An 18,859-nucleotide genomic window follows, 5' to 3' on the forward strand; every position below is an offset into this window, starting at 1 on the left:
ATCAGGCGAACCTCGTCGGCGGCGTGTAGGGCTCTTCACGGACGAAGCGCGCTCCCAGGAGCTGACGGACCGCCGCCTCTCCGACGCGCTCGATGCCGCCCGACCGGATGGGCGCGGGCGGAGCCGGCCGCTCGGGCACGACGCTCACCGGGATCGGTGCATCGGCGTCGACCGGCGGGGGCACCTCGTCCTCGTCGTCGTCACGCTCGGGCGCCTCGGCGGCGATCACGTCGCCCTCGCGCTGCAGCGTGGCGGTGCGCACGGGTGCCGAGGCCGCCTCTTCCGGCTCGTCGTCCACCGCGAACTGCGCCCGCGGCGCATCGTCGACGGGGATCGGCGCGACCGCCCATTCGGTGACGGGCGCCGCCGCTGACGGTGCCGAACGGGGTGCGGCAACCGGTGCCGACGCGGCGGGCACCGGCGCGCTCGACGTCGCCGCAGGCCCCGGACCCGAGGGCGGCTGCGGCGCAGGCCCCCTGCCGCCGCCGTCATCTCCTCCGGGCGGCGGCGTCGGATCGGAATCGTGACGGGTGAGGTACTTCACCCGGACGCCGAGAACGGAGCGGACCACCGTGCGGAGGTCTTCGCTCGGCCCCTTCCCGGCGTTGAGCTTCTTGAAGGACTGCACGTCGGCGTGGCTCTGGAACGACAGCGTGAGCACGTCGTCCTCCGTGTAGGCCACGGGGCGCGCGGCGCTCGCGATCATCCACGACGTGCGGCTGAGATCCTCGAGACGTCGCAGGATCTCGGTCCAGGCATCGCGCACCTGCTCGAAGGTGACCGGACCGGTCGGCGTCGGGGGGTCGGGCAGCGCGGGAGTAGCCGCCGGCGCAGGGCTCGACGTCGCGGGGGTCGCCGGAGCCGGGGTCGCGGGAGCGGGATCTGACGACGCGGACGGAGCCGGGGCAGGGCTCGCGGCGGGCGGGGTCGCCGCGGCATCCGCCGCAGGAACGCTCGGCCGGGCCGCCGGAGCAGTCGCAGCAGGGGGCGCCGCGACGGCACCGAGCCCCGTCGGCGCATCGGCGGTGGCGAGCACCCGGGCGACGAGGAGCTCGAGCTGCAGTCGCGGAGACGTCGTCCCCGTCATGTCGTCGAGGGCCGTGACCACCAGATCGGCGATGCGCGACAGCCGGTCGGTGCCGAACGTCGCGGCCTGGCGCCCCATCCGCTCCAGCTCGTCCGCGGGGATGCCGCGCAGCACGGCGCTCGCGCCCGCCCCCGTCGCCGCGACGATGATGAGGTCGCGCAGCCGCTCGAGCAGGTCGTCCACGAAGCGTCGCGGGTCCTGGCCGGTCTGCACGACCCGGTCGACGGCGCCGAACGCGCCGGACGCGTCGCGGGACCCGAAGGCCTCGACGACTTCGTCGAGCAGCTCGGCGTGGGTGTACCCGAGCAGGGAGACGGCGCGCGCATAGGCCACGAGGCCGTCATCCGAACCCGCGATGAGCTGGTCGAGGAGGGAGAGGGTGTCGCGGGGCGACCCGCCGCCGGCACGCACGACGAGCGGCAGCACGCCGGGCTCGACCTGCACCCCCTCCTGTGCGCAGAGCTGCTCGACGTACTCGAGCATGGCGGCCGGGGCGACGAGCCGGAACGGGTAGTGATGCGTGCGCGAACGGATCGTGCCGATGACCTTCTCGGGCTCGGTCGTCGCGAAGATGAACTTCACGTGCGCGGGAGGCTCTTCGACGAGCTTGAGCAGCGCGTTGAACCCCTGCGCCGTGACCATGTGCGCCTCATCGAGGATGAAGATCTTGAAACGGTCGCGGGCCGGCGCGAACACCGCGCGCTCGCGCAGGTCGCGGGCGTCGTCGACGCCGTTGTGGGATGCCGCGTCGATCTCGACGACATCGAGCGATCCGCCGCCGCCCCGGCTGAGCTCGCGGCAGCTGTCGCACTCGCCGCAGGGCGTGTCGGTCGGGCCCTCGGCGCAGTTCAGACAGCGGGCGAGGATGCGCGCCGACGTGGTCTTGCCGCAGCCGCGCGGGCCGGAGAAGAGGTAGGCGTGACCGACCCGGTCGCTGCGGAGCGCCGTCATCAGCGGATCGGTGACCTGCGCCTGACCGATCATCTCGCCGAAGGTCTCCGGGCGATAGCGGCGGTACAGGGCGGTGGTCACCAGAACAGACTACGGCTTGGGGCCGACACCCGGGACGGCGGGATCCGACGCCGGGAACACGCGCGGCCGGTGACGGTGTTGAGGACGACATGGATGCTCAGCCGGTCGATGTCGCGGTGATCGGCGCGGGCCAGGCGGGCCTGTCGGCGGCGTACCACCTGCGTCGCCGCGGCTTCGCGCCGGCACCGGCCGCGGGGCCCGACATGGTGGTCCTCGACGCCGAGGCCTCCCCCGGCGGCGCCTGGCAGCACCGGTGGGAGTCTCTGCGGATGGGGACGGTCAACGGCATCCACGAACTCCCCGGTTTCGCCGTGCCGCCGGCCGATCCTGCGGCATCCAGCCGCGACGTGCTGCCCGCCTACTTCGCCGAGTACGAGCGGCGCTTCGACCTGGCCGTGCAGCGCCCCGTCCGCGTGCGTGCCGTCCGCCGCGCGGACGACGATCCGCACGGGCGTCTGCTCATCTCGACGGACGGAGCGGGCGGCTTGCACACCTGGGCGGCCCGATACGTCATCAACGCGACCGGCACGTGGCGCCGCCCGTTCTGGCCCACGGTCGCCGGGCAGGCCCGGTTCGCGGGCCGCCAGCTGCACGTCCACGACTACGTGTCGGCTGCAGAGTTCTCCGGCGCGCGCGTCGCGATCGTCGGTGCCGGGGTGTCGGCCATTCAGCTCCTCGATGAGATCTCCCGCACCACCTCGACGCTGTGGGTGTCGCGACGTGAGCCGCAGTGGGATGCCACCGGGTTCGACACCGCGGCACGCATCCAGGCGATCGCGGGCGCCGAGGAGCGCGTGCGGCAGGGCCTGCCGCCGGGGAGCGTGGTCTCGGTGACGGGCGCCCACTGGTCGCCGTGGGCGCAGGCCGCGAAGGACCGGGGCGCACTCGTGTGGCATCCGATGTTCACCGCCATCGAGGAGCACGGGCTGCGCATGGCCGACGGGAGCTTCGAGCCGGTCGACGTGATCCTCTGGGCGACCGGCTTCCGTGCCGACATCGCCCACCTCTCGCCCCTGCGCTTGCGGACGCCGGCGGGCGGCATCCGGGTGCGCGACACCCGGTCGATCGACGAGCCGCGTCTGTTCCTCATCGGCTATGGTCCGTCGCAGTCGACGGTCGGGGCCAACCGGGCAGGGCGTACCGCGGCGCGGGCGATCAGTCTGGAGAGCCGATCGCCCGCGCCCGTGTGAGCCGCGGTCAGCCCTCGATGCCGACGTCGCTCGCGTCGACGGTCGGAATCGCGCGGGTGCGCGTCTCGAGCTGGTCGTCCTCCGCGGTCGGGGTCTCCCCCGTGTCGCCGATGACGGGGATCGTCCCGGTGTGGACGGGCACGGACGTGGCCGCGGTGGCATCCGGGACCGACGCCGACAGGAGCGTGCCGTCTTCGCGCAGCTGCTCGCCGATCTGCTGGAGCGTCGGCCGACCGGCGATCACCGGCCCCTGACCCTCGAGCGCGATCGTCACGCTCTCCCCGCCGGCGACCGTGTACCCGGCACCGCGGACCGTAAACGAGACCGCCTCGCCGTCGCCGGCCTCGACGGTCATCGCGTCACGGCGGATGGTGATCGACAGTCGGGTGCCGTGCCAGTGGAGCGTGAACGACAGCGATGGCCAGTCGGCCGGCAGCCGCGGGTCGAAGCTGAGCGCGCCGCGGTGGTCCCGCATGCCTCCGAACCCCGAGACGAGCGCCGTCCACACTCCGCCGGCCGACGCGACGTGCACGCCGTCCGAGGCGTTGTTGTGGAGGTCGCCCAGATCGACGAAGGCCGATTCGCGGAAGTACTCCAGCGCGAGGTCCTGGTACCCGACCTCGGCGGCGAGGATCGCCTGGACCACGGCGGACAGCGTCGAGTCGCCCGTGGTCAGCGCGTCGTAGTACTCGAAGTCGGCGAGCTTCTCGGCGGGGGTGAACTGGTTTCCCTGCAGGAAGAGGGCGAGCACCACGTCCGCCTGCTTGAGGACCTGGTAGCGGTAGATGACCAGGGGGTGGAAGTGCAGCAGCAGCGGTCGCTGCTCGGGCGGCGTGTTCTCGAGGTCCCACACTTCGCGCTCGAGGAACACCGCGTCCTGGGGGTGGATGCCGAGGGCGTCGCTGTACGGGATGTGCATCGCCTCACCCGCCGCCTGCCAGGCGTCGGGCTCCGCGGCGTCGAGGTCGAGGCGCTCGACCAGTCGGCGGTAGGCGTCGGGGTCGTCGACGGCCATCTCTCGCACCACGCGGGCCGCATAGCGCAGGTTGTATCGCGCCATCACGTTCGTGAAGAGGTTGTCGTTCACGACCGTAGTGTACTCGTCGGGCCCGGTCACGCCGTGGATGTGGAAGCTCTCCGGGTCGCCGCCCTCGGAGAATCGCCAGAACCCGAGGGTGGCCCACAGCCGCGCCGTCTCGACGAGTATGTCGGCGCCCTCCCGGTAGAGGAAGTCGGTGTCGCCCGTCGCGCGGACGTATTTGCCGAGCGCGAAGGAGACGTCGGCGTTGATGTGGTACTGCGCGGTCCCGGCGGCGTAATAGGCCGACGCCTCCTCGCCGTTGATCGTGCGCCACGGGAACAGGGCGCCCGCCTCGTTGAGTTGACCCGCACGCTTCCGCGCTGCCGGAAGCATGAGATAACGCATGCGCAGCGCGTTCCGCGCCCAGAGCGGCGTCGTGTACGCGAGGAACGGGAGGACGTAGACCTCGGTGTCCCAGAAGTAGTGCCCGCTGTAGCCCGACCCCGTCACGCCCTTGGCGGGCACCCCCATCGAGTCTGCACGCGCGGCGGCCTGGGCCAGCTGGAAGAGGCACCACCGGGTCGCCTGCTGCAGGTCGTCGTGCCCCTCGATGACGACGTCGGAGCGACGCCAGAAATCCTGAATCCACGCCTCCTGTCGATCGAACTGGGTCTGGATCCCCTCGTCCTCGACGCGGTCGAGGGTGCGGCGGCCCCGGTCGACCAGTTCGTGCGCGGGGACGCCGCGGGAGGTGTGGTAGCTCACCGCTTTGGTGATGGTGACCGGCACGCCCTGCTTCGCCTGGACGCGGAAGACGTTCTTCGCGATGTCGGGTTCGATCAGCGCCCGGGCGGAGTACTCGTTCTCGGTCTCGACGAGGTGGTCGGCGACGACGGCGATCGTCATGCCCGATGCGTTCACCTTGTACGACAGCGCCGACCGCACGCCGTTCTGCCAATACTCCTCGGGCTCAAGCACCCGCTCCGACATGCGCTCGGCCTTGCGCGGGTCGAAGCCGGCCGCAGCCTTCGAGGCGAGCTTGCCCGCCCCGCCGTAGACGTCTTCACCGTCCTGGCGGTTGATCATCTGGCAGCTGACGGTGACGGGCGCGTCCGCGTTCAGCACCGTGACGGTCAACCGCATGATCGCGACATGGCGCTCCTCGAACGAGACGAGCCGCTCGAAGTCGACGACGACGTCCTTGCCGCTCGGCGTCATCCAGCGCACGTGACGAGTGAGGACGCCGCGGCGGAAGTCGAGCGCACGCTCGTACTCCCGCACATCGGCGATGTCGAGCGAGAGCGGCTCGTCGTCGACGTACACGCGCATGATCTTGCTGTCGGGGGCGTTGATGATCGTCTGACCGACCTCGGCGAAGCCGAACGCCTGCTCGGCGTGCCGGATCGGGAAGATCTCGTGGAACCCGTTGATGAAGGTCCCGTGCTCCTGCGCGTGGCGCCCTTCCGGGTGATTGCCGCGCAGGCCGAGGTAGCCGTTGCCGGCGGCGAACAGGGTCTCGGTGACACCGACGTCGTCGAGCGAGAACGAGGTCTCGACGAGGCGCCAAGGGTCGACGGGGAAACGGAGACGATCGATCATGCGAGTCCTTCGGGAGGGACGTGGATGCCGGTCGGGCGGCCGGCTGCGGAGGAGTTCAGACGAGTTCGGAGAGGTCGTCGACGACGACGTGCGCACCGACGGCGGTGAGCGTCGCGGCGCCCGCGCCCCGGTCGACGCCCACGACGAGGCCGTAACCGGCGGCGACGGCGGACTGGACACCGGAGTGCGCGTCCTCGACGGCGGCGCTGCGAGCCGGGTCGACGCCGAGCATCTCGGCGGCACGCGCGAACACGTCGGGTGCCGGCTTGGAGGCGAGTCCCTCCTGCTCGGCGACCACCCCGTCCATGATCACGGGGAACCGGTCGAGGATGCCCGCCACGGTGAGCACCTCACGGGCGTTCTTCGAACTCGACACGACGGCGATGGGGACACCGGCATCCTGCAGCTTCTGCACGAGTGCGAGCGAGCCCGGGTAGGCCGCTATGCCGTCGGCGCGGAGCACCTCTTCGAAGACGACGTTCTTGCGGTTGCCGATCCCGCAGACGGTGTCGGCGGTGACCGGGTCGCCGGGCTCACCCCACGGGATCTCGACGTCGCGGGAGCGGAGCAGGGCCGCCACCCCGTCGTAGCGCTTCTTGCCGTCGAGGTGCTCGAAGTAGTCGCGGTCGGAGTACTGCGGCGAGATGTCCCAGTCGCGGAAGAGGTCCGTGAACATCGTCCTCCACGCGTGCATGTGGACCTCTGCCGTCGGCGTCAGCACGCCGTCGAGGTCGAAGAGCACGCCGTCGTAGGCGGTGAGGTCGGGCCGGGTGTCCATCGTCACGCGCTCCAGCGTAACGGCGTCGCCGCGCCTCGTGGCATCCGGCGCCCCGACCGGGACGGACGGGTCATCCCGCCGCGACGGTGTGCGCCTGCCGGGCGATCTCGAGCTCCTCGTCGGTGGGCACGACGAGGACCGTGACGGGTGACTCGTCGGTGGAGATGACCCGGATGCCGCGGCCCGGCGACTCGTTCCGCGCGGCATCCAGGTGGATCCCGGCGAAGCCGAAGGTCGCCAGCGCGGCCGCGCGCACGCCCGCGGAGTTCTCCCCCACTCCGGCGGTGAAGACGATGACGTCGGCGCCGCCCAGCTGGGCGAGGTAGGACCCGATGTAGGCGCGGAGCCGGTGGATGTAGACGTCGAAGGCGAGCGTCGCGTGCGGATCGCCTTCGGCGCGGCGCCGCTCGATGTCGCGCATGTCCGACGCGCCCGCGAGACCGCGCAGTCCGCTGCGGGTGTTGAGGAAGGCGTCGAGCTCGCCGGGCGTCATCTCGTCGCGTCGGGCGAGGACCCCCAGGACCGAGGCGTCGATGTCGCCGGACCGTGTTCCCATGACGAGACCCTCGAGCGGGGTGAGCCCCATCGAGGTGTCGACGGATGCGCCGCCGTCCACGGCGGTCGCCGACGCTCCGTTGCCAAGGTGGAGGACGATCTGCTTCAGACTGCTCAGCGGTCGATCGAGGTGGGCCGCCGCGGCTTCGCTGACGAACTTGTGGCTCGTCCCGTGGAAGCCGTACTTGCGGATGCGGTGCCGTTCGGCGGTCTCGCGGTCGATCGCGTACGTGAAGGCGGCCGCCGGCATCGTCTGGTGGAAGGCGGTGTCGAAGACGGCGACGTGCGGAACCTGCGCGAAGGCCGCACGCGCCGCTCGGATGCCCTGCAGCGCGCCGGGGTTGTGCAGCGGCGCGAGGGCGCTCAGCTCGTCGATGTTGATCTCGACAAGCGAGGTGATGAGGGTCGGCTCGAAGAAGCGCGCGCCGCCCTGCACGACGCGGTGCCCGACCGCGACCGGCCGCGCGTCGTCGAGGGAGGGTCCGTGCTCGCCGAACGCCTCGAGCATCACGGCGAAGCCCGCGGTGTGGTCGGGGATCGGGAGCTCGCGCGACGAGGTGGCCTTCGTCGCGGCGACAGCGGCATCCTCCCCGTGGAAGAACACGGTGTGCGTGGCGACACCCGCCGCCTCGCCGATGCGCTCCACGAGGCCCGACGCCAAGGAGCGCTCGGTCTCGACGTCGATCAGCTGGTACTTGAAGGAGGAGGAGCCGCTGTTGATGACGAGGACGGGGGTCATTCCGCTGCTCCTTCGGCGTTCTGTGCCTGGATCGCGGTGATCGCGATCGTGTTGACGATGTCCTCCACGAGCGCCCCGCGCGACAGGTCGTTGATCGGCTTGTTGAGGCCCTGCAGTACCGGCCCCATCGCCACCGCACCCGCGGATCGCTGCACCGCCTTGTAGGTGTTGTTGCCGGTGTTCAGGTCGGGGAACACGAACACGGTCGCGCGCCCCGCCACGTCGGAGCCGGGCATCTTGGTGGCCGCCACGGCGGCATCCGTCGCCGCGTCGTACTGGATGGGGCCCTCGACGAGGAGCTCAGGGGCGCGTTCGCGCACGAGCGCCGTCGCTTCGCGCACCTTCTCGACGTCAGCCCCCGACCCCGACTCCCCCGTGGAGTAGGACAGCATCGCGACCCGGGGATCGATGCCGAACTGGGATGCCGTCGCCGCCGACGACACCGCGATGTCGGCGAGCTGCTCGGCGGTTGGATCGGGGATGACTGCGCAGTCGCCGTAGACCAGGACGCGATCGGCGAGCGCCATGAGGAAGACGCTCGAGACGACCTTCACCCCCGGCTTCGTCTTGATGATCTCGAATGCGGGCCGGATCGTGTGGGCGGTGGTGTGCGCGGCCCCCGAGACCATCCCGTCGGCGAGGCCGAGGTGCACCATGAGCGTGCCGAAATACGACACGTCGGTGACCGTGTCGGCCGCCTGCCGGTAGGTCACTCCCTTGTGCGCGCGCAAGCGCTCGTACTCGGTGGCGAACTTGTCGACCTGCACCGCGTCGAACGGGCTCAGGATCTGTGCCGCCTGCAGGTCGAGTCCGAGCTCGAGCGCACGCGAGCGCACCTCGATCGGCTCGCCCAGGATCGTGATGTCGGCGATGCCGCGGGCGAGCACCGTGGCCGCCGCACGGAGGATGCGGTCGTCGTCGCCCTCGGGGAGGACGATGCGCCGCCGAGAGGCGCGCGCCCGCTCGATGAGCCGGTACTGGAACATCAGCGGCGTCACCACGCTGGAGCTGGCCAGACCGATGCGGCGCCGCAGCTCCTCCGCGTCGACGTGCTGCTCGAACAGGGCCAGCGCCGTGTCGTAGCGGCGCTGGGAGTCTGCGGCGAGGCGACCCCGAGCCCCCATGATCCCGCGCACGGTCTCGTAGGTGCCCTGATCGGTCGCGAGGATGGGGAGGTTCGAATCGAGCCCGGCGATGAGCCGCTCGACGGGCTCGGGGAGGTCGAACGGGCCGTAGAGCACGATGCCCGAGAGTGCCGGGAACGTTCCTGAGGCGTGGGCCAGCAGAGCGGCCAGCAGCACCTCGGTGCGGTCGGCGGCGACCGCCAGGATCGCCCCCTCCTCCAGGCGCGGCAGCACGTTGTTCAGCGACATGCCGGCGACCACGACGTGCAGGACCTCGCGGTCGAGCAGCGCCTCGTCGCCGCCCACGAGCTTCGCGCCCAGCGACCGGGCCACATCGCCCACGGAGGGTGCGATGAGATAGGCGTCCTCGGGGACCGCCCACACGCCGACGTCCCCTGTCGCAGCGGGCGCGGCCTTCACCGCGGACACGATGTCCTCGAGCCGCTCCGGGTCGGCGCGATTGACGACGACGGCGAAGATGCCCGCCCGCTCGTGCTTCACCTCGGCGAGCGCCAAGGTCGCGAGGTCAGCGACCTTCTCGGGGGCGAGCGCGGCGGCATCCGTCCGCGCGTCCGCGTCGTCGCCCCGTCCGCTGAGCACCAGGAGGACGGGAGCGCCGAGGTTCGCCGCGATGCGCGCGTTGTAGCCGAGCTCGGCAGGGCTGCCGACATCGGTGTAGTCGCTGCCGACGATGACGACGGCGTCGCACTGCGCCTCGACCGCCTTATAGCGCTCCACGATGCGACCGAGGGCGGCCTCGGGGTCTGCCCGCACCTCGTCGTAGGTCGCGCCGATGCACTCGTCGTACCCGAGATCGACACCGTCGTGGTCGAGCAGCATCTCGAGGACGTAATCGCGCTCCTCGGTGGATCGGGCGATCGCCCGGAAGACGCCCACCCGGGGCGACGCGCGCAGCAGGGTGTCGAGCACCCCGAGCGCGATCGTCGACTTGCCGGAATGGCCCTCTGCGGAAGTGATGTAGATGCTCTGCGCCACGTCACCAGCCTAGGCGCGGGCTCGGGGAGCAGACCGGGAAGAGCCGGGAATATCCGGGACGGTCCGCGATGACAGCCGGAAAGAGTAAGACTCTCCGCGAACCCGACAGAGCCCGGTTACCCTTGCTACGTTTCCGTCCTGGGGGAGTTGGCCTGGATGTCGCCTCGCGGAGAGCTGCTGCAAGTCTACCTGACGTCTCACCGGCTGCTGTCGGCGCCGGGTTAGCATCGGTCCGAGCGCGGTGCCGCGCCGACGGGTGCAAGGGGGACGGATGACCGACGAGGACCAGCCGACGATGACGCGGACGCGTCGTGAGGCGGGCCCGCTCGCCGGGCCGGTGGATGCCGATGAGTTCGCCCGCACGACCGACGCGATCGCGGCGTCGATCTCGCGCGTCATCGACGGCAAACCCGGCGCCGTGCGCGCGGCGCTGCTGTGTCTGCTCGCCGAAGGGCACCTGCTCATCGAGGACGTCCCCGGTGTCGGCAAGACGATGCTGGCGAGGGCCCTCGGGGCGAGCGTCGACGCGACGGTGCGTCGCATCCAGTTCACCCCCGACCTGCTGCCGGGCGACGTGACTGGCGTGAGCGTCTACGACCCCGCCGAGCGCCGCTTCGAGTTCAAGCCGGGGGCCATCTTCGCCCACATCGTGATCGCCGATGAGATCAACCGCTCCTCCCCCAAGACCCAGTCGGCGCTCCTGGAGGCGATGGAGGAACGGCAGGTGACCGTCGACGGCACGAGCCGCCACCTCCCCGACCCGTTCCTCGTCGTCGCCACGCAGAATCCGCTCGAGATGGAGGGCACGTACGCACTGCCCGAAGCGCAGCGCGACCGGTTCATGATGCGCATCTCGATGGGGTACCCGGATGCCGCCGACGAGGCCCTGATGCTGCGTCAGCGCGACGACGCGAACCCGCTCGACGCGCTGACCCCGGTGATCACCGCGGACCGGGTGGCGGCGCTCATCGCGTGGGCGCGCGGCATCCACGTCTCTCCGTCGGTCGAGGAGTACGCGGTCGCGCTCGCCCGTGCCACCCGCGCTCACCCGGAGCTGCGCCTGGGTGCGAGCCCGCGGGCGACGCTGCAGCTCGTCCGGGCGGCGAAGGTCTGGGCGGCACTGGAGGGCCGGGAGTTCGTGATCCCGGACGACATCGCGACGCTGCTCGAGCCGGTGTTCGCGCACCGGCTGATCCCGGCGCGCGGATCGAGCGTCACCCGCGGACGCAGCGGTGCCGACGCGGTCGCCCACGCGCTGCACGGCATCGCGGCGGCCGTCCGGGTCCCGCTCGCGGCGCATTGAGTCTGGCCGGCACATGACGAGATGGCCGCTCACGCTGCGCGGAACGGGCGCCGTCCTCCTCGGGCTGCTCTCCTTCGTCCTGGCGGGCGCCTTCACCATCCCCGCCCTTCTCTTCTTCGGCGTCCTGCTGCTGAGCGCGGTCGCCCTGGGCCTCGGCTCCCTCTACCTGGGACACCGCCCCGATCATGTCCGCCGCACGTTCTCGCCCGAAGTCGCCACGGCTGGTGAAGAGGTGACGGTGCGCGCCCATGTGGAATCCCGGACCGTCCTGCCGACGATGAGCGGCAGGTGGGAGGACGCACTGGCCCCCGGCGTCGAGGGCGAGGCGACCGGCGCGTTCCCGGGGATGCGGTCGGGGCTGATCGCCGGCAGCCACAGCGTCGACCTCGCCTACCGGCTGACGGCACGTCGGCGCGGCATCCGCTCGATCGGGCCACTGCGGGTCACCACGACCGACCCGTTCGGCTTCGCGCGGCGCACCCAGCGGCTGGACACGCCGGTGCCCCTGACGGTGGCACCCGCCCGGATCGATCTCGGCGCGCTCGAAGACCTCCCCGGCGACGCCGGCGGCAGCATGCAGACAGCCACCGATCGGCTCGGGCAGGGAGCCGACAACCTCATCCCGCGGCCGTACTTCCCGGGCGACTCGATGCGACGCATCCACTGGCGGGCGAGCGCGCATCGCGGCGACCTGATGGTGCGGCAGGAGGAGCAGGAGTCGAACCCCGAGGCGGTCGTGCTCTTCGACCGGTCCCGCGATCGCTGGTCTGCGGAGGCGCTGCGCACCCCCGGCGACGACCCCGCGTTCGAGGTCGCCGTCTCCGCGGTCGTCTCGGCCGCGGCGCGCTTCGTCCGCGAGGGGTACACGGTCGCCGTGCTGGATGTCGACGGTGCGGAGCTGGTCGAGCCGATCGAGGCGGGCGACCTCGCCGCCGTGGAGACGATGACGATCGCGTTCGCCACGGTCACGGCGCGCCGTGACGGCTCGCTCGCCGATGCGGCACCGCTGTTCGCCGGGGCGACGCTGGGCCCGGTCGTGGTCGTGACCGGACCCGTGCGCGAATCGGATGCCGCACTGCTGGCGCCCATCGTCGCGCACACCTCCCTGCCGGTCCTCGTCTCCGTCGGCGCCGATCCGGAGGGGCTCCGCGCGGCTTCCGCGACGGGATGGCGGACGACCCCACTCGAGCCCGAGGACGAGCTGAAGACCCTCTGGAGCCAGTGGGCACCCGAACGAGGGACCGTCGGTGTCGACTGACGGGACCCCGTCCCGGAGCAGGCGCGGCGACGCCGGGACGACGATCGCGCTCCTCGTCGCGCTCGTCGCAGCTCTCCTCCCCCTGCTGACCGTGATCGCACCGGGCACGTGGACGCTGCTGTGCATCGCGGGGCCCGCTGCGCTCCTGCTCGCGGGATACCTGGCGCGGAGATGGGGTGTCCCGGCCGTCGCGGTGACGCTCATCGAGGTCGCCCTGTGGATCCTCGGCACGACGGCGGTGTTCTTCAGCGACGTCGCTTGGTTGGTCGTCCTCCCCACCCTCGAAACCATCGAGCGCGTCCCCCTCCTCCTCGAAGAGGCCGTCGCCGCCATCACCGTCGGAGTCGCGCCGCTGGAGGCGACCCCCGCCGTGACCTTCCTGGTCGTCGGGTCGGTCGGCCTCCTCGTCATCGCCCTCGATCACGTGGTCCTCACTGCCCGGATGCCGCTCCTGGCGACGGTCGCCTTCATGGCGGTGTGGCTCATCCCCTCGCTCGCGATCCGATCGGAGGTGGACGTCTGGGCGTTCGTCCTGCTCGCCGCGGCGATGCTCTGGGTGATCCGCTCCGACACGAGATCGCGCGTCCGCTCGGCATCCGCTCCCTCCCCTGTATCGGGGGTGGGTGTGGTGTCGGCAGTGATCGCGACGGTGGCGATCGTCGTGGCGGTGGTCGCCGCACCCACGCTTCCGCAGTCCGCCGCGACCGGCGGCGTGGTCTCGGGCACCACGATCGATGCGTCGCTGAACCTCGGCGACGATCTCCGCCGGCCCTCCGAGGTCCCGGTCGTACGGACGTGGGGCGACACCCCGACACCCCCCTATCTGCGGGTCGCGACGCTGACGAGACTCGACGGCGATTCGTGGCGACCCGACCGCGGCCGGTCGGTCACCCTCGACGAGTGGGACGGAGCGGCGCCCGAGACGGCGGAGGACATCCGCGTCGTCGAGTACCGCACCCAGGTGGAGGTGCTCGACCTGGCGTCGGCGACCCTTCCGGTCCCCTACCCCGCGACCGCCATCGAGGGTGTCGACGGCGCGGAGTGGGTGGTCACACCCGACAACCGCACCGTGAGGTCGACCGGCGTCGCCGCACAGGGCCAGCAGTACGAGGTGGCCACCACGGTCCCGCGCCCGAGCCTCGAGCAGGCGCGGGAGTCGCAGGCGACATCGGGAGGCGCCCGTTTCGCGAGCGCCCTCGAGCTGCCGCTGGGGATGCCGGAGAACATCGCCCGGCTCGCGGAGGAAGTCACCGTCGACGCCGACAACGACTACGACCGGCTTCTCGCCCTGCAGAGCTGGTTCCGCGGGACGTCGTTCGACTACTCGCTGGACGCACCCGTCGAGGAGGGCTTCGACGGTTCGGGAGCCGATGCGATCGGAGACTTCCTCGAGGTGCGCTCCGGCTACTGCGTGCACTTCGCCTCAGCCTTCGCGCTCATGGCACGGACCCTCGACATGCCCTCGCGCGTCGTCGTCGGCTTCCTCCCCGGCGCACCCACCGGCGAGACCGCGGACGACGAACGGGTGTACGAGGCGACGACCGCCCAGCTCCACGCCTGGCCCGAAGTGCGCTTCGAGGGCATCGGATGGGTCGCCTTCGAGCCGACCAAGAGCCTCGGCAGCGCCCAGCGTTTCATCGCTGAGGACATCGACCCCTCCGCGCCCGAGCCGTCCGCGTCACCCGCACCCAGCGCGTCGGCCAGCCCGTCGGCGACCGCGGGACCCCGCGCGGACGAGCGGGACCCGGAATCGGGATCCGTGGCCGGCGGGATCGACCCGTCGAAGCTCCTCCCGACGCTGGGGCTGATCCTCGGGATCGCCGCCCTCATCGCCGCCCCCGCCCTCGCGCGACGCCTCCGCGCGGCATCCCGGGTGGCACGCGTTCAGGGCGGAAGCGCGGGCACCGCGTGGCGGATGGTGCAGGACTCCGCGCTCGACCTCGGCATCGAGGTTCCCGCAGCCGAGTCGCCCCGCGCCTTCGCGGCACGGCTCACCACCGAGCACGGCGCCGATCCCACCGCACTGGGCCGCCTGACCGCCGCGGTCGAGCGGGCGAGCTACGCGGCCCCGGATGAGCGAGGGCGCCCCGCGGGCGAGTCCCTGGTGGCGGATGCCGCGAGCGTCCACCGCTCGCTGCGGGACGCGGTGTCCCCCGGGCGCCGCCTGGCCGCGACCGTCCTCCCCCGCTCCCTGATCGTGCGACCCGGCTCCACGTTCGCGGCGGCGACCGCCGCGAACGCCTGAGACGAGAAGAGCCCCTCACCGGATCACCGGTGAGGGGCTCGAGAGCGGAAGCGACAGGATTTGAACCTGCGAGACGAGTTACCCCGCCTACATGGATTCCAGCCATGCTCCTTCGGCCGCTCGGACACGCTTCCAAACGACGACCTTACCATGCGGCATGCGTCGCCCTTGCGTGCCGGCGGGCCTGCGCTCAGTTGAGGGCGCGCGTGGACTCGGGGATCGCCCCGTCGGCGTAGAGGCTCTTCGCCACGTCCTGGAACGCCGTCAGCGCGACCCGCTGGGTCAGCGGTCCGTACGAGATGCGGGCGACGCCGAGCTTCTCGTACTCGCCGGCGGTCAGCGCACCGGGCAAGCCGATCACGCTGACGCGGCCGATCCCCTCCACAAGGGCGGCCGTCGTCTCGGCGTCGAGGACACCGGGGACGAAGACGACGTCGGCGCCGGCGTCGAGGTAGGCCCGGCCACGGGCGATCGCGTCGGCGAGGGAATCGGCGGCGGGGCGGTCGCCGCCGCGCACGAACGCGTCGGTGCGGGCGTTCAGCGCGAACGGCACTCCCTCGGCCTCCGCCGCCCGCACGGCCGCCGACACCCGGGAGACGGACTCGTCGAAGGGCCGGAGCCGGTCCTCGATGTTCGCGCCGACGATGCCGACACCGACCGCTCGCCGCACGGTGTCGGCGGGGTCGGCGTATCCGTCATCGAGGTCGGCGCTGACGGGGACCTCGCCGGCGGCGGACACGATCCGTCCGACGACGTCGAGGGTGAGCTCGAGCGGGATGGTGCCGTCGTCGTATCCGAAGGATGCCGCGATGGAGTGCCCGGCCGTGGCGATCGCCTTCGTCTCGGGAAGCGCCAGCACGGCCTTCGCGGAGATCACGTCCCAGACGTTCACCACCCGGAGGATCTCGGAGGCGGCGTGGAGCTCGCGCAGTCGGCGGGCACGGTCCGTGGTGTTGTTCTCGGTCATGCTTCCACCGTGCCACCACCGCAGACCTCCGCGGGTCGGGTTGACACACACCGACATCGGCCTCCGGCCTGCCGCAGACGGAGACGACCCGGTGGCCGCAGCCACCGGGTCGTCGGTCACGATCGGACGGATCCGACCGCTCAGCCCACGTCGCCTCTCCAGGCACCGGTTTCAGCGCCGCGGGATTCGATGAACTCCTTGAACTTCTTCAGGTCCTTCTTGACCGCGTGGTCATCGACGCCGAAGGCGGCTCCCACGGTCTCGACGAATCCCTCCGGCTTCCAGTCGAGCTGGACGGTGACCCGCGTCTCGGTGTCGCTCAGGCGATGGAAGGTCACGACACCGGCGTGATCCTGGTCCACGCTGTTCCACGCGACGCGCTCGTCGGGGTGCTGCTCGGTGATCTTCGCGGTGAACTCGCGCTCCGCCCCGTTGATCTTGACGGTCCAGCGCGTCGTCGTGTCGTCGATCTGGTCGATCCGCTCCACGTAGCTCAGGAAATGCGGGAACGATTCGAACTGCGTCCACTGGTTGTACGCCGTCGTCACGGGCACGTCGACGTCGATGGTCTCGATGATGCTTGCCATGGTCCGACTCCTCTCATCGGTGGATGTGTCCCCATCCTGGGCGCAGTCGCGCGCCCGCCCCCAGGGGCTTGCGACCCTCCCCGGGGGTCTGTTAGTAGGCAGGCTAGGCTCGGACGCGTCCCTCCACCGCAAGGAGTCGTTCGTGCGCCTCGACATCGGCAACCGATCCGCCGCCCGCCTGGTGCCTGCCCTCGTGGCGGCGACCCTCCTGTTCGCCGGCTGCGCACCGACGCCCGCTCCCGCTCCCGCCGAGACACCCGCCTCGTCCGAGCCGTCGGCAGAACCGACCGCTGCGACACCGACGCCCGAGCCGACCTCAGAGTCGGCCGAAGCACCCGCCGAGTGCGAGCCGGTCGCGCTGGCCGCCGGAGCGGTCGTCGAAGGCGCCGACCTCGGCCCCTGCCTCCAGGCCATCGTGGTGGGCCACGAGAGCGGGACCCTCACGCTCACCGGCGACGAGCTCGCCGGGCAGGTGGTCTACCGGTACGCGCCCACGTTCGACTTCCGCGCAGACCTCGAGACGGGAGACGGACCACTCGCCCTCAGCTTCGTCGACGACGTCATGATGCTGGACACGGGCGAGGGACCCGTCGTCGGCGATCGGGAGTCGAGCGACCCCGACGAGCAGATGGCCGGGACGACCGGCGAGCTCTACCGCGTGTTCGCCGATCCCGGCTTCATCTCCGACCTCATCCGGGAGGGTGCGACCTGGACCGTCGCCGACGCCGCGGAGGAGCTCGCGCTCGACGACGGAACGACCGTCGAGGCATGGCGCATCGACAGCGACGCGCCCTACTCGTGGTTCGACATCCCCGTCGAGGCGTACGCCGTGTGGGTCACCGAGGAGTGGGCTCCCGTCCGAGCCGAGTCGACCACGGGCTTCCTGGGACGGACGACGACGATCACCCAGCAGTTCTCGGGTCTCGGCGACGCGGTGACGATCACGCCGCTCGGCTGAGTCCGACGCTCCACGAGACCGAGGTGCCTGTTCCCGCGCCATTCACCTTCCGGTGGCGTGGATGTCAGGGCCCGATCGTAGCGTCGGAGCGTGCTCGATCCCTTCGCCGAGGGGCCCTCGGCTCCGCGCGCCCTCCTGCTCGACGCCGACGGTGTCGTCTTCGCCCCGATGGTCCACCGGGACACGATCAGGGTGCTCACCGAACAGGTCGTGAGGCGTCTGACCACGGCGGCGATCGAACACGACGTCGACCGGGTGCGCGGCGCGCTCGAGCACGGACTGCGGGCGATCTCCGAGCGTGACGCCACCCTCCGGCACCGTCGCGTGCCGCGAGAGGTTCCCGCCGAGACGGTCGCCGCCGTCCTCACCGCCGAACTCGACGCTGACGCGCGATCCGCCCTTCTCCGTGACGCCGCCGCGCTCAGCGGCGACCTCGACGCCGCGCTCTGGCAGCGCGACCCTCGCCCGCAGGCCGTCGAGGCGATCGCCGTCGCCCACAGCCGCGGCATCCCGGTCGCCCTCATCGGCGACGCCCCGCCCGGACACCGACGCAGGGCGCTGTTGTCAGCGGGCTCGCTCTCGCCGATGGTCACGGCTCAGGTCTTCAGCGAGGAGGTGGGCGTCCGTCGGCCGCATCCGCGGAGCATCGAGGTCGCCGCCGCCCTGCTCGGCGTCCATCCCGTCGACGCCTGGTACGTCGGCAGTCACCCCCGCCGGGACCTTCTCGCCGCCCGACGAGCCGGCGTCGGCCACGTGCTCGCGGTGCGTGACGAGTCCGACGTGGCGACGCTCGTCGCCGCACTGCGGGACTCGCCCGCCCCGCGGACCCGACCGCGCACGCCCCGCCGCGGCACGCTCCTCACCTCCGACGAGTCGGATGCCGCCGACGAGATCGACGACGTGGCCTAGCGCCCGTCCCGGAAGTCGTCCGGATCGACGTCGTCGAGGAACCGCTTGAACTCCGCCACGTTCTCCTCGGGATCGGCCTCCTCGTCCTCCGCCGTGATGTCCACGATCCCGGCCTCGGCGAGCACGGAGTCGGCGACGAAGATCGGGGCACCCGTACGCGACGCGAGAGCGACGGCATCCGACGGACGTGCATCCAGGGTGAGGACACCGGATGCCGCGATCGTCACCTCGGCGTAGAACGTGCCGTCCTCCACCCGCGTGACCTCCACCCGGGTCACGGTGGCGCCCATTCCCGCGAGCATGGCGCTCATGAGGTCGTGCGCGAGTGGGCGAGGCGCCTCCACGCCCTCGATCGCGATGAGGATCGACGTCGCCTCCTGTGCGCCGATCCAGATCGGAAGGACCCGGCCGGCACCGGGCAGGGTGTCGACGGGTTTCAGCAGGATGACGTGGTCGCCGGCGGCATCCACCGCGACGCCCGCCACACGCACCTGAACCATCCCGATCCTCC

General features: G+C 71.5%; 14 protein-coding genes, 1 tRNA gene and 1 other RNA gene. 6 read left to right on the forward strand and 10 right to left on the reverse strand.

Annotation, left to right across the window (positions count from 1 at the left end):
- Nucleotide 1: 1 nt before the first annotated feature.
- A complete protein-coding gene (locus BKA24_RS13190) occupies nucleotides 2–2,119 on the reverse strand; it encodes a DNA polymerase III subunit gamma and tau (protein ID WP_184219051.1) in 2,118 nt (705 codons plus the stop codon).
- A gap of 89 nt (nucleotides 2,120–2,208) precedes the next feature.
- Here BKA24_RS13190 and BKA24_RS13195 point away from each other — a divergent pair, with 89 nt between their 5' ends.
- Nucleotides 2,209–3,309, forward strand: a complete 1,101-nt coding sequence (locus BKA24_RS13195; protein WP_184219054.1) for an FAD-dependent oxidoreductase — start codon at nucleotides 2,209–2,211, stop codon at nucleotides 3,307–3,309.
- Nucleotides 3,310–3,316: 7 nt separating this feature from the next.
- On the opposite strand, the gene BKA24_RS13200 is transcribed toward BKA24_RS13195, so the two are convergent.
- The 5 genes from BKA24_RS13200 to ffs all read right to left on the reverse strand — a co-directional run bounded on the left by BKA24_RS13200 (nucleotide 3,317) and on the right by ffs (nucleotide 10,300).
- Entirely contained in the window at nucleotides 3,317–5,929 is a 2,613-nt protein-coding gene (locus BKA24_RS13200) for a glycoside hydrolase family 65 protein (RefSeq protein WP_184219058.1), read from the reverse strand.
- 55 nt (nucleotides 5,930–5,984) lie between these two features.
- On the reverse strand, nucleotides 5,985–6,707 hold the full coding sequence (locus tag BKA24_RS13205) for an HAD family hydrolase (protein ID WP_184220806.1): 723 nt from the start codon (nucleotides 6,705–6,707) through the stop codon (nucleotides 5,985–5,987).
- Nucleotides 6,708–6,777: 70 nt separating this feature from the next.
- On the reverse strand, nucleotides 6,778–8,001 hold the full coding sequence (locus tag BKA24_RS13210; RefSeq protein WP_184219062.1) for an acetate/propionate family kinase: 1,224 nt from the start codon (nucleotides 7,999–8,001) through the stop codon (nucleotides 6,778–6,780).
- Nucleotides 7,998–10,121: a phosphate acetyltransferase gene (gene pta, locus BKA24_RS13215; protein WP_184219065.1), complete on the reverse strand. Its 2,124-nt coding sequence runs from the start codon at nucleotides 10,119–10,121 to the stop codon at nucleotides 7,998–8,000. Before pta ends, BKA24_RS13210 begins: the two co-directional genes overlap by 4 nt.
- Nucleotides 10,122–10,203: 82 nt before the next feature.
- Nucleotides 10,204–10,300: signal recognition particle sRNA small type (ffs, locus tag BKA24_RS13220), an RNA gene on the reverse strand.
- Nucleotides 10,301–10,416: 116 nt separating this feature from the next.
- On the opposite strand from ffs, the gene BKA24_RS13225 reads away from it, so the two are divergent.
- The 3 genes from BKA24_RS13225 to BKA24_RS15965 are packed head-to-tail and all read left to right on the forward strand — an operon-like array spanning nucleotide 10,417 to nucleotide 14,927.
- Nucleotides 10,417–11,424 carry an AAA family ATPase gene (locus BKA24_RS13225; RefSeq protein ID WP_184220809.1) on the forward strand — a complete coding sequence of 336 codons (1,008 nt, stop codon included), beginning with the start codon at nucleotides 10,417–10,419 and terminating at the stop codon, nucleotides 11,422–11,424.
- Between the two features lie 13 nt (nucleotides 11,425–11,437).
- Nucleotides 11,438–12,682 carry a DUF58 domain-containing protein gene (locus BKA24_RS13230; RefSeq protein ID WP_184219069.1) on the forward strand — a complete coding sequence of 415 codons (1,245 nt, stop codon included), beginning with the start codon at nucleotides 11,438–11,440 and terminating at the stop codon, nucleotides 12,680–12,682.
- Nucleotides 12,672–14,927 (forward strand): transglutaminaseTgpA domain-containing protein, encoded by a 2,256-nt coding sequence (locus tag BKA24_RS15965; protein ID WP_184219073.1) that lies wholly within the window; start codon nucleotides 12,672–12,674, stop codon nucleotides 14,925–14,927. The genes BKA24_RS13230 and BKA24_RS15965 overlap by 11 nt, the downstream gene beginning before the upstream one ends.
- A 45-nt stretch (nucleotides 14,928–14,972) precedes the next feature.
- Here the strand turns inward: BKA24_RS15965 and BKA24_RS13240 are convergent.
- From BKA24_RS13240 to BKA24_RS13250, 3 genes are all read right to left on the reverse strand, one after another.
- Nucleotides 14,973–15,061: transfer RNA gene (locus BKA24_RS13240), tRNA-Ser, on the reverse strand.
- Between the two features lie 56 nt (nucleotides 15,062–15,117).
- Nucleotides 15,118–15,894: an isocitrate lyase/PEP mutase family protein gene (locus BKA24_RS13245; RefSeq protein WP_184219076.1), complete on the reverse strand. Its 777-nt coding sequence runs from the start codon at nucleotides 15,892–15,894 to the stop codon at nucleotides 15,118–15,120.
- Nucleotides 15,895–16,034: 140 nt separating this feature from the next.
- The gene (locus tag BKA24_RS13250; protein ID WP_184219079.1) at nucleotides 16,035–16,481 is read right to left on the reverse strand and encodes an SRPBCC family protein; all 447 of its coding nucleotides are present in this window, start codon (nucleotides 16,479–16,481) and stop codon (nucleotides 16,035–16,037) included.
- Between the two features lie 142 nt (nucleotides 16,482–16,623).
- Between BKA24_RS13250 and BKA24_RS13255 the strand changes: the two genes are divergently transcribed.
- A complete protein-coding gene (locus tag BKA24_RS13255) occupies nucleotides 16,624–17,439 on the forward strand; it encodes a hypothetical protein (RefSeq protein WP_184219082.1) in 816 nt (271 codons plus the stop codon).
- A gap of 90 nt (nucleotides 17,440–17,529) precedes the next feature.
- The gene (locus BKA24_RS13260; RefSeq protein WP_184219085.1) at nucleotides 17,530–18,348 is read left to right on the forward strand and encodes an HAD family hydrolase; all 819 of its coding nucleotides are present in this window, start codon (nucleotides 17,530–17,532) and stop codon (nucleotides 18,346–18,348) included.
- Here BKA24_RS13260 and BKA24_RS13265 read toward each other — a convergent pair.
- The gene (locus tag BKA24_RS13265; RefSeq protein ID WP_184219088.1) at nucleotides 18,345–18,848 is read right to left on the reverse strand and encodes a bifunctional nuclease family protein; all 504 of its coding nucleotides are present in this window, start codon (nucleotides 18,846–18,848) and stop codon (nucleotides 18,345–18,347) included. The two genes, BKA24_RS13260 and BKA24_RS13265, sit on opposite strands and share 4 nt — an antisense overlap.
- Between the last annotated feature and the right edge of the window lie 11 nt (nucleotides 18,849–18,859).

It is taken from the genome of Microbacterium marinum (assembly GCF_014204835.1).
Lineage (GTDB): Bacteria > Actinomycetota > Actinomycetes > Actinomycetales > Microbacteriaceae > Microbacterium > Microbacterium marinum.